Annotated in this window: 13 protein-coding genes; all 13 read right to left on the bottom strand. The window is 61.2% G+C overall.

What is annotated here, in order from left to right; genetic code table 11:
- Nucleotides 1-111: 111 nt before the first annotated feature.
- Entirely contained in the window at nt 112-1,065 is a 954-nt protein-coding gene (locus ACUN0E_RS02705; RefSeq protein ID WP_445565548.1) for an ABC transporter permease, read from the bottom strand.
- Between the two features lie 58 nt (nt 1,066-1,123).
- Nucleotides 1,124-2,680, bottom strand: coding sequence for an ABC transporter substrate-binding protein (locus ACUN0E_RS02710; protein WP_445565549.1), 1,557 nt, complete (start codon nt 2,678-2,680; stop codon nt 1,124-1,126).
- A gap of 68 nt (nt 2,681-2,748) precedes the next feature.
- Complete coding sequence (locus ACUN0E_RS02715; protein WP_445565550.1) at nt 2,749-3,669, bottom strand: ROK family protein; 921 nt, start codon at nt 3,667-3,669, stop codon at nt 2,749-2,751.
- Nucleotides 3,666-4,349 (bottom strand): N-acetylmannosamine-6-phosphate 2-epimerase, encoded by a 684-nt coding sequence (locus ACUN0E_RS02720; protein WP_445565551.1) that lies wholly within the window; start codon nt 4,347-4,349, stop codon nt 3,666-3,668. Before ACUN0E_RS02720 ends, ACUN0E_RS02715 begins: the two co-directional genes overlap by 4 nt.
- 177 nt (nt 4,350-4,526) lie before the next feature.
- Nucleotides 4,527-6,167 carry an FAD-dependent oxidoreductase gene (locus ACUN0E_RS02725; RefSeq protein WP_445565552.1) on the bottom strand — a complete coding sequence of 547 codons (1,641 nt, stop codon included), beginning with the start codon at nt 6,165-6,167 and terminating at the stop codon, nt 4,527-4,529.
- A 333-nt stretch (nt 6,168-6,500) separates the two neighbouring features.
- A complete protein-coding gene (locus ACUN0E_RS02730; protein WP_445565553.1) occupies nt 6,501-7,880 on the bottom strand; it encodes an MFS transporter in 1,380 nt (459 codons plus the stop codon).
- Between the two features lie 77 nt (nt 7,881-7,957).
- The gene (gene purU, locus ACUN0E_RS02735) at nt 7,958-8,845 is read right to left on the bottom strand and encodes a formyltetrahydrofolate deformylase (RefSeq protein WP_445565554.1); all 888 of its coding nucleotides are present in this window, start codon (nt 8,843-8,845) and stop codon (nt 7,958-7,960) included.
- A 23-nt stretch (nt 8,846-8,868) separates the two neighbouring features.
- Complete coding sequence (locus tag ACUN0E_RS02740; RefSeq protein ID WP_445565555.1) at nt 8,869-9,309, bottom strand: dihydroneopterin aldolase; 441 nt, start codon at nt 9,307-9,309, stop codon at nt 8,869-8,871.
- A 41-nt stretch (nt 9,310-9,350) separates the two neighbouring features.
- Entirely contained in the window at nt 9,351-9,938 is a 588-nt protein-coding gene (locus tag ACUN0E_RS02745) for a sarcosine oxidase subunit gamma (protein ID WP_445565556.1), read from the bottom strand.
- Complete coding sequence (locus ACUN0E_RS02750) at nt 9,928-12,924, bottom strand: sarcosine oxidase subunit alpha family protein (RefSeq protein WP_445565557.1); 2,997 nt, start codon at nt 12,922-12,924, stop codon at nt 9,928-9,930. The genes ACUN0E_RS02745 and ACUN0E_RS02750 overlap by 11 nt, the downstream gene beginning before the upstream one ends.
- Nucleotides 12,921-13,202 (bottom strand): sarcosine oxidase subunit delta, encoded by a 282-nt coding sequence (locus tag ACUN0E_RS02755; protein ID WP_183804534.1) that lies wholly within the window; start codon nt 13,200-13,202, stop codon nt 12,921-12,923. Before ACUN0E_RS02755 ends, ACUN0E_RS02750 begins: the two co-directional genes overlap by 4 nt.
- 14 nt (nt 13,203-13,216) lie before the next feature.
- On the bottom strand, nt 13,217-14,461 hold the full coding sequence (locus ACUN0E_RS02760) for a sarcosine oxidase subunit beta family protein (protein ID WP_445570362.1): 1,245 nt from the start codon (nt 14,459-14,461) through the stop codon (nt 13,217-13,219).
- A gap of 11 nt (nt 14,462-14,472) precedes the next feature.
- Nucleotides 14,473-15,849, bottom strand: coding sequence for an L-serine ammonia-lyase (locus ACUN0E_RS02765; RefSeq protein ID WP_445565558.1), 1,377 nt, complete (start codon nt 15,847-15,849; stop codon nt 14,473-14,475).
- Nucleotides 15,850-15,851 lie beyond the last annotated feature (2 nt).

The following is a 15,851-nucleotide window of genomic DNA, read 5'->3' on the forward strand; positions in this document are numbered from 1 at the left end:
AAACTCTCCTTCAATGCTGCTCCAGGCGTGTTCATCCGTAGCCAGCGCGGCTTACACGGCGTGCCGCGGGCATCTTTCGCTTCGCTCCCGGCATTCATTGCACTAAGCCGCTCAACCAAGCGAAATGCGCGGGTCGATGAACGCATACACGACGTCCGTCAGAAGGTTGACGATCAGCACGGCGATCGCGATCCACAGCGTGATCCCCATGATCAACGGATAGTCGCGCGCCGCAATACCGTCCAGCAGCAACGTCCCCATGCCCGGCCACGAAAAGATCGTCTCGAGAAACACGGCGCCGCCGATGATGTTCGCGAAGTTCGCACCGATGACCGTCACAATCGGAATCAGTGCATTGCGAAACGCGTGCCGCGTCAGCACCTGCGAACGGCTCAATCCCTTCGCGCGGCCGGTGCGGATATAGTCCTGCGTCATCACTTCAAGCAGGCTGGCTCGCGTGTAACGCATCAGGGTCGCCACATACTGGATCGATAGCACCGAGGCCGGCAGGATCAGGTGCCACAGGATGTCCGCGACGCTTCCGTTGCCCGGTGTCGCATAGCCGCCCGTCGGGAACCAGCCAAGCGTCATCGACAGGAAGTAGAGCGCGAGAATGCCGAGCAGGAAGACCGGTCCGCTGACGCCGACGTAGGCGAGCAACGACAACGCGTGGTCGACGACGCTATCTTTCATATGCGCACTGACAAGACCCAGCAGAACGCCCAGCACAACGCCGATGCCGATCCCGGTTCCGGTGAGCAGCAACGTCGCCGGGACGCGTCGCTCGATCTCGCGAGCAACCGGCGAACCATCCTTGTAGCGGTACCCGAGATTGCCCTTCGTCACCTCTTTCACCCAGTAGTAGAACTGGACGTAAGGGGGGCGGTCGAGTCCCAGCTCGTGGCGCAGCGCCTGCTTCTGCACAGCCGAGATGTCGTGTCCGGGTGGTGCGAACGCGTCAACCGGGTCGCCCGGGGCCAGACGGACAAACACAAAGACAACGACGAGCACCGCGAGCAGGATCGGAATGTTGAGCAGGAACCGTTTGATCAGATAGTTAGTCATGTTTAACACTCACACGAGCGACGATTGGACAGATCGCGCAAAGGCGACCGTCCTTGCGTCATTTGATCGACCAGCGTTCGGCATGCTCCATATAGCGTCCGCCGCCAGGGGCCGACGTCCATACGAAGTCCTGCACCTGATTGGACACGCCGGCAAAGCGGTTGGCTTCCAGCATCGGGAGCCACGGCAGGTTGGCGTTGGTATAGCGACAAACGTTCTGGTAGATGGCGGGGCGCCTGGCGACGTCGGTTTCCGTACGCCCCTGGTCAAGCAGGGTATCCAGTTCCGGCATATTGACGTGCATCAGGTTGTAGCCGCGCGGCGGCGCATATTCCGACTTCAGCACGCTGCTCAGTACATCCGGATCCGGACCGTTGGTCGTGCCGGCAAACACCATCGCAAACTTGCCCGCCCGCACCAGTTCGCCATAGGTCGGCGCGTCGACGAAACGCGGCTGCACGTTGACGCCGACCGCGCCGAGCATGGCCTGGATCACCGCCATCGCGTTCTTCGATACCGGATCGGTGTAGTACGTCAGCAGTTCAATCGGTGCGCCCTTGATCTTGTCCCAGCCTGCCTGAGCCAGCAACTGCTTCGCGGCGTCCGGGCTATAGGCGTAAGGGTTGAGGTTCGTCGGCACATATTGCGGATCTGTCAGCACGCAGTTCGCGACCTTGGCCTGTCCGGCGTAGAGCGTTTTGATCAATCCCGCGCGGTCGATCGCCATCAGCAGGGCCTGGCGGATCCGGACATCCTTGAAGCGTGCGTCGCCGAAATTTAACCCGATGTAATTCATCACCCGCGACGGCCCGGCAATCGTCCGGAACTTGTCCGACTTCGTATTGCGCACCTGCGCAAGCGACATATAGCTGTACTGGATGTCGCCCGACTGAAGTGCGAGCACGGCAGCGCCATCGTCCTTGAAATAACGGTTAATGAGCGTGTCGATCTTCGGCCGGCCGCGGTAGAACGCCGGATTTGCATCGAGTTCGACATACTGATCCGGCACGTATTTGCCCCACTTGTAGGGTCCGGTGCCGACCGGTTGCGTCTTCCACCAGGCGGCCGTGCGCAGATCCTTGACGGGAATACTGGCGAGCGAATGCTCGGGAACGATCATCACGTTGGTCAGTGCGTCGAGCAAGGCGATGTTGGGCTTGCTGAGCGTCAGCACAACCGTATTGTCGTCCGGCGCGTCGACGCTCTGGATGTCCGACAGGCGCGCCCAGAACTGATTGGGCAGATCGGGGTTTTTCAGCAGATCCAGGGTGAACTTGACGTCTTTCGCGGTGAACTTCTGACCGTCGTGCCATTTCACGTCGTGGCGCAGGTGGAAGGTGATTTTCTTGCCGTCGGGTGCAATCGTCCAGTCGCTGGCCAGATCGCCACCGATCTTGTTCATCTCGACGTTATAGAGCACCAGCGTGCCAAAGTACTTGTTGAACCAACTGTAACCCGCCGTTGCTGTGAGCGGATTGAATTGTTGCGGCGCGCCAGCGGGGCCGGTATCGAACGCACCTGTGAACGTGCTTGCGCCCGCCTCGGCGGCACCCAGCATCGTACTTGCGGCAATCACGAATGCGGCGACAACCTGCGCGCTATTCTGAAACTTCATTTCTGTCTCCTTCGTTGTGTTCAGGCAGAAGGCTTGGTGTGCCTACGATACCGAACGGGTGCCGGTCTCTAGTGAATCGTTGGGTGATGCGCGGCGCTCCCCGCAGGGCGTTCCTTCGACGGATCATCACCAGCCGCCCACCGGGCTGCGCCGATCAATCCTGAATCCGCCCCAAGAACCGCCTTCGTCACAGGAATCTGCGTCAGGCCGGACTCCGCCTGCAACGCCGACCTGATACGCTCGACCATCCCTGGCGCAAGTCCGACGCTTCCCCCGATCACCGCGCATTCCACGTCCAGCAGCATCACACAGTTGGCAATCGCCTCGGCAACCGCGTGTGCCGCGTTGACCAGAATCCGCTCTGCCCTGCTATCGGATACCGCACGCGCAAACACCTCGCGACTGTCGATCGACTCACCGAATACGAACGACGCCTGACGCGCGATGGCTGTTCCGGACGCTATCGTTTCGAGGCAGCCTGTGCGTCCGCACCCGCAGGTCATCCGGCCATCGACAGGAAGCGTGCAGAGCGTAGCGTGTCCGATATGCCCCGCGAGCCCGGTGCTGCCGACTCGCAATTGATGATTGACGACGAGCCCCCCGCCCACGCCGGTCGACAGCGTCAGATACAGCAGGTTGCCAATCGGCGCATCGCAGGCAAGATACTCTGCCCACGCGGCGGCCTGCGCATCGTTAAGCATCACGATCGGACAGGCAAACCGCGCAGCCAGAAACGCGTGCAACGCGAAGCCATTCCAGAAACTAATGATGTTCTGGTTGACCGCGTGAGTGTGGCCGTTCCGGATGAAGCCGGTCGATGCCACAGCGATCCGCTCGGGCACCGGCATGTCCGCAATGAGTTCATCTATCGCGCGGCTGAAGCACTCGATATGCTGCGGCATCGCAACCTGCCGACGTGTCACCACCCGCCCCTCTTCGACCATCGCGGCCGCGAGCTTTGTCCCGCCGATGTCGAATGCCAGAATCACTGCAGTTCTCCCGCGGGGGCGCTCATCGCCTGCACGAACCATTCCGTGATGTGCTCGACGCGCGTAATGGCTGATCCCACCGTCACGGTAAACGCGCCCGCGTGCAGCGCGAGCGCGGCGTCGCGTGCCGTCTTCAGACGTCCTTCCGCCACCACGCAAAGTCCTTGCCGACTCCACGCCGACATCAACGCGTAATCCGGCTTGTCCGAAGCGGTCAAGGTTTCCTGCGTATAGCCGGACAATGTCGTCCCCACCATCTCAAACCCGAGGGACGCCGCACTCAAGCCATCAATCTCCGTCGCACAGTCCGCCATCGCGAAGCAACCCGCCTGATGGATCGCGCTCAGCAACGCAGCCACTGCGACAGGACGCGGCCGGTCCGTTGCATCGACGGCGATGATCTGCGCGCCGGCGTCGGCCAATGCGCGGACGTCCTTTTCGAACGGCGTGATGCGTACGGGCGTTTCTGCCAGATCCCGTTTAACGATGCCGATAATGGGGACATCCACGACTGCGGATACTGCGCGCACGTTTTCAACACCCTCGATACGAAGTCCGCTTGCGCCGCCTGCCACGGCAGCACGCGCCATCGCGACGATCATCTCAAGCCGATCCATTGGACCGTGTGTGACCGGTTGGCACGACACGATGAGCTTGCCTTTGAGTACTTCTATATTCATGTTCCGGCACTCCGGGGGTGGCTGTCAGACGGCGGCAAGTACCTTGCCGCCGTCTACTTCGTACACCATGTTGGATATCTGATATCTGATCTTAACACCACAGATTTCCGGGCGGCAACAGTTTTTTCGTGATGGAGCATGAAGATCGCCGCTACCTTGCCGGAAGCCGAAAACGCCCTACTGGGGGTTGTACTGATAATCGCGGTGAATCTCGAGAACGCCGGCGCTGCGCGCTACGATCTGCCGGTACGCGCGTGGATCGGCACTGGGATAATCGGCACGAAAATGCGCGCCCCGGCTTTCCGTGCGCCCCAGCATCGCGAGCAGCAGGACTTTCGCGACGACCAGCGCGTGGTACGCGTCGAAGCCGTGAACGAGCGGACTATAGGCGGTTTCCAACTCGTCGAGTCGTGCTAGCGCGTCGGACAACGACCCATGCTCCCTGAGGACATTTGCATTGATCCAGAGGAGTTGCCTGACTGTTTTGAGCACCTCTGTGGCCGTGCGCGTCGATTTGATGTCCGCGAATCTTGCACACCATGACTGGAAGTCATGCGCCATCTCGTCGAACGAGACGCTGCTCTCGTGCAAATCCCGATACTGCGCCGCCCTTTCGATCGCACGATCGGCGAACACCAGCGCACCGCCCACCGAGTTGCCGCCCAGGCGGTTCGCCCCTTCAATCGCCGAAGACACCTCTCCCACCGCGAACAAACCTGCCACGGCGGTTTCGCCGTGTTCGTCGATGCGAATGCCGCCATTACAACTGTGCGCAAAGGGCGCGACACATATCTCGTCCGCACACATGTCGATTCCCCTCTCGCGCTTCAGCCAGTCGAGGTAGATGGCATAGAACTCGGAACGGTCTTCGTACAGATTTGCGCCGAATGTCAGACGCACACCGTCGGAGCCGGCGCGAATCGCCTCCATCATCCGTATGTCGAAAATCTGCGATGCGTAGTCGCAACTGAACGGTGCATACGCGCTGCGTTCGACGAACAACGCCTCGCTCGCCGAGCGAGACAAGTCGGCGAACAGGTCGTTCCCCTCCCGGTCGACCATGCCGGTGCAGTACTTCAGGGTGTGCTCGCCGAATAGCACCTTGTTTTTAGGCGCGACCAGCCCGGGAATGAACTGGATATATTCCATGTTGACCAGCTGACAGCCGGCTTCGAGCGCCGCAGCATGGCCGCCGCCATAGAGATGGTTTGGATAGAGATTATGCTGATACAGACTCGCGAGGCCCCCTGTCGCGAGCACCATCGCCTTGCAGCGAATCAGCAGATACTCGCCGTCGCGCTCGATCACGGCCCCGACAATCCGCCCATGGTCGGTCAGGATCCTGATCAGGCTCGAGCGCTCAAACGGGACGATGTGTTTGCTACTTCCGATGATCGCGCGAGCATTGCGCGAGGCTTCTTGCCAATCGCTGATCATGAAGATGTCGCGCGGGTGCCGGGCAAAACATGCGGGCCGATTGTCGCCGCGCAACCATGGACGAAAACCGATCCTGTTAAGCAGGCCGATCTTGCGCGGAGAATCGGTCAGGTAGGCGTCAACGATCTTCGGATCGTTCATCTCTTTCGCAACCTGCCCTATGTCGTCTTTGAACAGTTCGTAGTCGCTCGCCCCCTTGGTCACCTGGATGCCGAGACTCGCCTTCCCGGGAAAATAGCTGGCGCCGCCGGCAATCTTCCCCTTGCAGGCGACGATGGTTTTCATTCCCCGTTCGGCCGCCTGAACAGCCGCCACCAGGCCGGCAATGCCGGCCCCGACGACCAGTACATCACATTCCGATCTTTCCAGAATCGTACCCATTGACATGCTGATTTAACGTTAGATATCTGATATCTTAACATCATCAGGCAGATCGCAACCTAGGGTTTCCCCCCCTGTCGCCAGGGTCCGTCGCGCCCGCAAGAAACCCCGGGCGGGTCCTTCGGAAACGCGGGTGGGGCGCGTTTCAGTCAAGCCCTTCAATTTCTTGATCAGCGCCGGGTTCGGAGCCTTCATCGGATCACCCATGAGCGATCGGATATCTCCGGAATTCTGCCGCCTCCCTGCTGCAGCCACGCGACCGTCGTGCTTGCCCCGATCGGGCCGTCCTGAACCGATCGAGGCGAGCGCGGTTTAGCACCGGCCATGTGGTACTCAGTCGGCGAGCGGCCCGCGCGATGTCTCCCGACTAGCGAGCATGGCTATCAAGGCAACGCCTGCCGCACCTACCATGTACCACGCCGGGGCTAGTTTGCTGCCGGTCGCATGGATCAACCAGGTCGCGACGAACGGTGCCGTACCGCCGAACAACGCGTTTGCTGCATTGAAACAGAACGCAAAGCCGCTGTAGCGCACGCGCGTCGGAAAGATCTCTGACAGAAAACACGGTAGCGTACCGTCGTTCATCGTCAGCAGCGCGCCGAACGCGATCTGAATCAGCACGATCGTCATGAAACTGGCGCCGACGAGTCCCTTGAACAAAGGCACCGTCAACAGGGCGAACAGCACCGAAGCACCGATCAGCATCGTCTTACGACCGACTCGGTCCGACAGCGCCCCCATGATGAAGATAAAACCGATATAGGCGGCAAGGGAAATCGTGGCCGCAATGAACGATGCCGTTTCACCCATACCCATCTCGGTCGAGAGGTAGGTGGGCATGTAGCTCAGCACTAGATAGAACGCCACCGCGTTCAGGCACGTGACCCCAAACGCGATCAGCATCTTGCCGCGATGGACTGTCAACAACTCCGTGACCGGCGCACGGGCGACGTGGTGGGAGATCTCAAGCGCCTTGAACTTGGGCGTATCTTCCAGGCGCACCCGGATGTAGCGCCCGATCAGTCCGAACGGCGCCGCGAGCAGGAACGGCAGGCGCCAGCCGAAAGACTGGATCTGCTCAGTGGTGAGCACAGCGTGCAGCACCGCGACGAAGATCGAACCAAACAGCAGACCCGCTGCCGTGCTGGCCGGCACGATGCTGGTATAGACGCCCCGCTTGCCCTCCGGCGCATATTCGGCCAGAAAAGCGGACGCCCCCGCATACTCACCGGAGGCCGAAAATCCCTGGATCAGGCGAACCAGCAGCAGAAGGATCGGTGCCATGACGCCAACCTGTGCATAGGTTGGCAGGAACGCGATCACGAAGGTCGAAGCCGACATTATCAGGATCGACAGCGAGAGCGCTGTCCGACGCCCGATCTTGTCACCGAAGTGCCCCCAGACGATCCCGCCGATCGGACGGACGATGAACGAGATCGCAAATACGGCGTAAGCGGCAAGGAGGCCCGTCGCTGCGTCGGTCTTGGGGAAAAAGACGACGGCAATGATGGTCGCGAGATAGCCATAGGACGCGTAGTCGAACCATTCGACAAAATTGCCGATGAAACTGGCCATCGCCGCACGCTTAAGCAGACGCCCGTCTGGCACTGGCGCGGCCTGACCATTGCCCGAAGCATACGGGGATGGCATGCCGACCTGTGCCATGACGCCAGCTGCCGCCTGCCGCCCTGAAACCGCTTTCCTGGTACTCATTTGCTGTCTCCAAACATGAATCATAAGATTGCTGCGTTTTCGGCTGCGGCTCTTGAGTCCGCTTCACCGGCGAGTTGCTACTGAAGTACGACGGTTCTGTTACCGTTGATAAAGATTCGGTTCTCGATAAAAAGCTTGACGGCGCGCGCAAGCGCGAGGCACTCCATATCACGTCCGGTCGCGAGTAGTCGGTCAGGGCCATACGCGTGAGTGACGCGTTCCACGACCTGTTCGATGATTGGCCCTTCGTCGAGATCATCGGTCACGAAATGCGCTGTCGCGCCGATCAGCTTCACCCCGCGCGCATGCGCCTGGTGATAAGGCTTCGCGCCCTTGAATCCGGGCAGGAACGAGTGATGAATGTTGATAGCGCGCCCGGCGAGGGATGCGCTCAGCCCGGCGGACAACACCTGCATGTAACGTGCGAGGACGACAAGTTCAGCACCGGTCTGCTCTACCACGGCCAGTACCTGCGCCTCCTGTTGCGGCTTCGTGTCGGCCGTCAGCGGTAGATGGTGGAACGGGATGCCGTTCGCAGCCGCGACAGGTTCGAGATCCGGATGATTCGAGGCTACCCCGACGATGTCCATCTTCAGTTCGTCCATGCGCCAGCGGAACAGCAGGTCGGCCAGGCAATGGTCGAGCTTCGACACCAGGATCAGTACCCTGGGTTTCGCTGACATGTCGTGGATCTTCCACGCCATGTCGAACCGGTTAGCAACATTCGCAATTTCTTCACGCATCGACGCAACGTCCAGCCGCTGCATCGATGCCGCATGAAAAATGCACCGCACGAAGAAACGGGCAGTGAATTCATCGTCGAATACATCGAACTCGTCGATATAGCATCCGCGCTCATCGAGAAATCGCACCAGCGCAGCGACCTGCCCGGGTGCGCTGGGACAGGTGACGGTCAGCGCGAACTGTGGCGCCCGATCCGTGCGCTTCGTAGTGGTTTCAGTCATGGCGACTCCGTATTTGGCATGTGTCAGGCGTGCGTGGCTTCGGCGACGTGTGCGGCAGCGAGGTGGGCACGCCGGCGCAGATAGTCGTGACGACTCCAGCGCAGCCGCACGCCCACCTGCGCCGCCGAACGCACCGCGTGCGGTTTGTAGAGCGTGAGCGTGGCGTCGTCGAGCATCACGAAGCGGTCGAACGCCAACGCCAGCAGATCGGCGGCGAGTTGCTCGACCAGGTCCGTGTGTGTCTGCACGTCGAGGTAAGCGCACACAATCCGGCAGAACGCGTCGTAATCGAGGCACTCAGCGATCTCCTCCGGTAGGGCCTGACTTCGACAATGGAGTACCGCATCAATTACCACCGGCTGCGCTACGCGTTCGTGATTGTGGATCCCGATTCGCGTCTGCGCCCGCAACTGGTCAATCACGACATCCCATTCGACCGTTGGTCCTGCTTCCGGATGTTTCATCGAACGATCTCCTATGTATGACGGGAAGCAGCCGGCGCGCGCTATGCAAGATACGGCTGCGCCGCATCGAGCAGCATCAGGCAGCAGTACTCGGCAAAGCTGCGCCGCACGATGACCTGGAACCGGTCATCCCCGTCACGGCACAGCGTGATGCCGGCCTTGAAGAAATGGGTGCTCGCGCATTGCCCGTCAACGAACACGCGTCGATGCAGATCGAGCGGGCTGCCGCTCGCCAGCACCTCTCGCACATGGGTACCCGAAATGTCGATTACGGTGTAACCGCTGCTGACGTCCACGACCGCGTAGTGTTGTCCGTCAAGCGCTTCACGCAAGGCGCGTTCGAGCTCAGCCGCCATATCCTGGGTAGACTGGATCAGCCACTCGTCCGGCCCCATCCACCACACCGCCCGTTCACCTGCAGTCACGCGATCACCGGATTGCTTCGGCAACGCCACGCCCAGCACACCTTGCACGGCCACATCAAACGCGGTACCGTTGCCGCGCACCGTGAGAAGCGTCACGAACGGTCGCTCGGTGAACCGAAAACGCTTAGATATGCCGCCCGATGCAGCGGCAATCCGCCCTTCGATGCCGACGAGCGGCGACTCCTGAACCAGATCATTCAACATGCTGACGTACCCCTTCCGGATCGTAAAAAACAGGACTGCACACCTCGGCCTCGACACAGCGCGTGGCGGACATCGACACAAAGACCCGTTGCCCCATCCTGTCGAGACCGCCTTTGACAACTGCCAGCGCAATCGACCGTTTCAGGATCGGGCTCATATAGCTCGACGTTACATGGCCGATCATCGGCGTGATGCCTTGTGTCGCAGGTGTCGTTACGATCTGTGCGCCTTCGGTCAGCGTGACGCGGGGGTCCACCGGCTTCAGCCCAACGAGCTGCTTGCGTCCCGCACCCTGTGTATCCGAGCGCGACAGCGAGCGCTTGCCGAGGCAGTCCTTCTTCGCGACCATGCCACCCATGCCGAGATCAAACGGCGTGACCGATCCGTCCGTGTCCTGGCCGACGATGATGTAGCCCTTCTCTGCACGCAGAACGTGCATGGTTTCGGTGCCATAAGGCGTGATATCGAACTCCCGTCCCGCGCTCATCAGCGCTTCCCACACACCACGCCCGAAGTTCGCGGGCACGTTGACTTCGTACGCCAGCTCGCCCGAGAAGCTGATTCGCATGACCCGTGCGGAGGCGCTGGCAACGGTGCCGTTGCGATACGTCATGAACGGGAATGCCGCGTTCGCGAAGTCGATGTCCTTACATACCTTCTGCAACACCTCGCGGCTGTTCGGCCCGACGACCGCGAAGGTCGCCCAGTGATCTGTCACGGAGCTCAGGTGGACGTTCAGATGCGGCCATTCCGTCTGCAGCCAGCGCTCCATCCAGTTCAGCACACGCGCGGCGCCACCCGTGGTCGTGGTCATCATGTAGTGCTGTTCGCCAAGGCGCACCGTCACACCATCATCGAAGACCATGCCGTTCTCGTCGAGCATCAGTCCATAGCGGCACTTTCCGACTTCCAGCTTGCTCCATGGATTCGTGTACAGCCAGTTGAGCAGCGTCGCTGCATCCGGGCCCTGAATGTCGATCTTGCCCAGCGTCGACGCATCCAGAATGCCGACGCTGTTGCGTACCGCGAGGCATTCGCGCGCTACCGTCGCGTGCAGGTTCTCGCCGTTTTTCGGGTAATACCACGGCCGCTTCCAGTTGCCGACGTCTTCGAATTGGGCACCATGCGCTTCGTGCCATGGATGGATACAGGTCTTGCGAACCGGATCCAGAAAGTCACCCAGTTCACGCCCCGCGATCGTGCCGAATGTCACCGGTGTGTAGTTGGGCCGGAACGTCGTCGTGCCCGTCTCGGGAATCGTCTTGCCCAGTGCCTGGGCGAGGATCGCCATCCCGTTGATGTTGCCAAGCTTGCCCTGATCAGTGCCGAAACCCATCGCCGTGTAGCGTTTGACGTGCTCGACGGAGTGATAGCCCTCGCGTGCAGCGAGCAGGATGTCAGAGGCCGACACGTCGTTCTGGAAATCAACGAACCGCTTGGGACCGCGCGATGCTTCATCGAGATTTGCAACCAGCCACAGCGGCAACAGTGGTTGTTCATTCGACGGCTTCACCTGCCATTGGTGCACGGCAGGATTCGCCAACCCCGCGGCCTGCGCCGCGGCCCGCCCCGTCGCGATACCGTCACCGAGCGCCTCGGGCAACTGGAACGCGCCACGCGCCGCGCCGACGCTGCATTCCTCCTGCACACCCGCGCCCGGAATGAAGCACGCCTTGTCGTCGTTCCAGAGTGCCTTGCCGCCCGACTGCGCAAAGAGGTGCAACACCGGATTCCAGCCACCCGACATGCCCACCAGGTCACAGCCGAGAGTCGCAATGCGTTGCCCCACGCGTCCCTGTGCATAGCGGGCAACGGTGACGTTGCGCACGCGCTCCTTGCCGTCTGCGTCGATCACAACGGCGTTGTTGACGATGGCGACCCCGCTGCGCGCTGCCTGTTGCGGCAGCGCACCCGCGCTAGCGCCGCGAGGATCGACAACCGTCACGTCTGCCCCGTGTATCTTGAGATCGAGCGCGGCGCGATACCCTTCGTCGTTGTTTGTGAAGATCACCGCACGCCGGCCTGGCAAAACGCTGTAACGGTTGAGGTACGTCGAGATCGCCGACGCCAGCATGATGCCTGGCAGGTCGTTGTTGCCGAATACCAGCGGCCGCTCATGCGCACCCGTTGCGAGAATCACCTTCTTCGTGCGGATCTTCCAGAGCCGTTCACGCGTGCCGCGACGCGTAGACACGGATAAATGATCGGTCAGGCGTTGCGTCACGGTGACGAGGTTGTGGTCCTGGTAGCCAAACGCCGTACTGCGATTCAGAATCGTCACTTCTGGCATTTTTGCCAGTTCAGTCTCGATCGCGCGTACCCAGTCGGCCGCCGGCTTGCCGTCAATCTTTTCTGTGCCGGACAGCAGACTTCCGCCCAGTTCGGGCTGGTCGTCAACCAGAATGACCCGCGCACCGCTCGCGCCTGCCGTTCGTGCCGCAGCCAGCCCCGCTGGACCCGCACCGACGATCAGCACGTCACAATGCGCAAAGCGCTTGTCGTAGCGGCCCGGATCGATCACCTCCGGCGACTTGCCCAGACCCGCGGCATGGCGAATGCGTTCCTCGTACTTCGGCCAGAAGCTGCGCGGCCACATGAAGGTCTTGTAATAGAAGCCCGCCGGCATGAACCGGGCGAACTTCTGGTTGATCGCCATGCGATCGTGCTCCAGACTCGGCTCCGCGTTCACACTTGTCGCGTCGAGCCCCTGGTAAAGCTCGACTTCCGTTGCACGCGCATTCGGAATCGTGTGGGCGCCGCGCTCCAGTTGCACCAGCGCATTCGGCTCCTCAACGCCCGCGGTTACGATGCCACGCGGACGGTGATACTTGAAACTACGTGCAACGAAATGTACGTCGTTGGCAAGCAGCGCAGACGCCAGCGTGTCGCCCTGGAAGCCCTGATAGGTCCGCCCGTTGAAAGTAAACGTCAGCGGAATAGCGCGATTGATGCGCCCGCCCGATGGCAAACGGTTCTGCTGTGTCATGCTGATTCTCCTTCTTTCGCACCGCCGATCTTGCTGACTGACTTGAATGCGTACGTCACGGTATCGCGCTCGGCATTGAACCAGCGGCGGCATCCCTGCGCATGGTTCCACTGTTCACGGTGCAGGCCACGCGTGTTCTTGCGCATGAACAGGTACTCGCCCCATTCCCTGTCGGTAAGCTTCTCGGTGTCGAGCGGACGCACGATCTCGGCTTCGCCGCCGTATGAGAATTCGGACTCGGCGCGCGGCCCGCACCAGGGGCATTGAATGAGCAACATGGATCTCTCCCTGGTTAGTGCGCGACCGCTGCCGCGCCGTGTTCGTCGATCAGATGGCCGGTGTAGAACCGGTCCAGCGAAAAAGGAGCGTTCAGCGGATGCGGCGCATCGTTGGCGATGGTGTGTGCGAACGCCCACCCGGAACCCGGCGTGGCCTTGAAGCCCCCCGTGCCCCAGCCGCAGTTGAAGTACAGCCCCTTCACGTCTGTCTTGCTGACGATCGGGCACGCATCCGGCGACACGTCGACGATGCCCCCCCACTGCCGGTTCATCCGCACGCGCGAGAACACCGGAAACATTTCGACGATGGCCTGCAGCGTGCCCTCGATGGTGTGGAAGCTGCCCCGCTGGCCGTATCCGGTGTACTGGTCCACACCGGCTCCGATCACCAGATCGCCCTTGTCAGACTGACTGATGTACGCGTGCACCGCGTTGGACATGATCACCGTATTGACGATCGGCTTGATCGGCTCCGAGACGAGCGCCTGCAGTGGATGGCTTTCAAGCGGCAGGCGGATCCCCGCCATCTCCGCGAGCACGCTGCTGTTACCTGCGGCGACCACCGCGACCTTCTTCGCCTTGATGAAGCCTTTGACGGTGTCGACGCCGACTACTGCGCCATTGGCGCGGCGAATGCCGGTCACGCCACAGTTCTGCAAAATGTCGACACCGTGCTGGTCCGCACCGCGCGCATAGCCCCAGGCGACCGCATCGTGCCGGGCCACACCGGCGCGGCGCTGGAACGAGGCACCCAGCACCGGATAGCGACTGTGCAGGTTGATCACCGGCACGACCTCCTTGATCTGCTCGGGTGTAAGGAATTCTGCATCGACACCGTTGAGCCGGTTTGCATTCACGCGGCGCTCGGTGTCGCGAACATCCTGCAGCGTGTGCGCAAGATTCATCACACCTCGCTGGCTGAACATCACGTTGTAGTTGATGTCCTGCGACAGGCCTTCCCACAGCTGCAGAGCCTTTTCGTAGAGCGCGGCCGACTCGTCCCACAGATAGTTCGACCGTACGATCGTTGTATTGCGCGCGGTATTGCCGCCGCCGATCCAGCCTTTGTCAAGGACCGCAATGTTACGCACGCCGAGTTCTTTCGCGAGGTAGTACGCCGTCGCGAGACCATGGCCGCCGCCGCCGACGATCACCACGTCATACTCCTTCTTCGGCTCGGGGCTCTTCCATGCGCGCTCCCAGTTCTCGTGATACGACAACCCGTTGCGCAGCAAACTGAATATCGAATACCGGTTCATCATCTGTCTCCTCAACACTCGATCACGTTGACCGCGAGGCCCCCGCGCGAAGTTTCCTTGTACTTGGTCTTCATATCCGCGCCTGTCTCACGCATCGTCTTGATGACCTTATCCAGCGACACGTAATGTTTGCCATTGCCGTGCAGTGCCATGCGGGCCGCGTTTACAGCCTTGACTGCGCCCATCGCGTTACGCTCGATACAGGGAATCTGAACGAGGCCGCCCACCGGATCGCAGGTCATGCCCAGGTTGTGTTCCATGCCAATTTCGGCGGCGTTCTCGACCTGTTCAGGCGACCCACCCATCACGGCTGCAAGCGCCGCGGCGGCCATAGAGCACGCCACGCCGACTTCGCCCTGACAACCGACTTCCGCGCCGGAGATCGACGCATTCTCCTTGTAGAGCAGCCCGATGGCAGCGGCCGTCAGCAGGAAGGTCACAACGCCGTCGTCGCTCGACCCTGGGACGAACTTCATGTAGTACTGCAATACCGCCGGGATGATTCCCGCGGCGCCGTTGGTCGGTGCGGTCACGATGCGCCCGCCCGCGGCATTCTCTTCGTTCACCGCCATCGCATACAGATTGATCCAGTCGATCATCGACAGAGGGTCGCGCAGACTTTCTTCCGACTGGCCTTTCAGCTGTTGAAATAGTTCGGCCGCTCGTCGCCTGACCTTCATGGGCCCCGGCAGGTGCCCTTCCATCGAGCAGCCGCGTGCGATCGCCGCCGACATCACGTCCCTGATCTTCAGCAATCCTTGCCGCACTGCTTCGGGCGTGCGCCAGGTGGCTTCGTTGGCAAGCATCAATCCCGCGATAGACAGGCCGCTTTCCCCGCACATGCGCAACAGGTCCACGCCCGTCCTGAACGGATAAGGAACCTGCGTGGCACCTTCCTGACCGTTGAGACGCACCCCTGCATCGTCAACAACAAAGCCGCCCCCAACTGAAAAATAGGCCTGTTCGTCGACTATCTTGCCGTTTGCGTCGAACGCGGTGAACCGCATCCCATTGGAGTGGAACGGCAGCACCTCACGGCGCAGGAACACCATCTGCGTCTTCTCGTCGAAGGCAATCTGATGGACTCCTGCGACCTCGATCGACTTCGTTGAGCGAATATGCGCCAGCCGGGATTCCACATAGTCGGGATCGATCGCATCGGGGAGATTCCCTTCAAGCCCAAGTAGCACAGCCTTGTCGGTACCGTGTCCCTTGCCGGTGGCGCCGAGTGAGCCGTACAGGTCCGCCCGGATCGCGCTCGCCTCGCCCAGCCTTCCGGCGTCGCGAATGCGGGTAACGAACCGGCAAGCCGCGATCATCGGCCCGACGGTGTGAGAGCTCGAGGGCCCAATGCCGATCTTGAAGAGATCGAAGGTGCTGACGTTCATGG

The organism is Paraburkholderia sp. D1E (assembly GCF_052682275.1).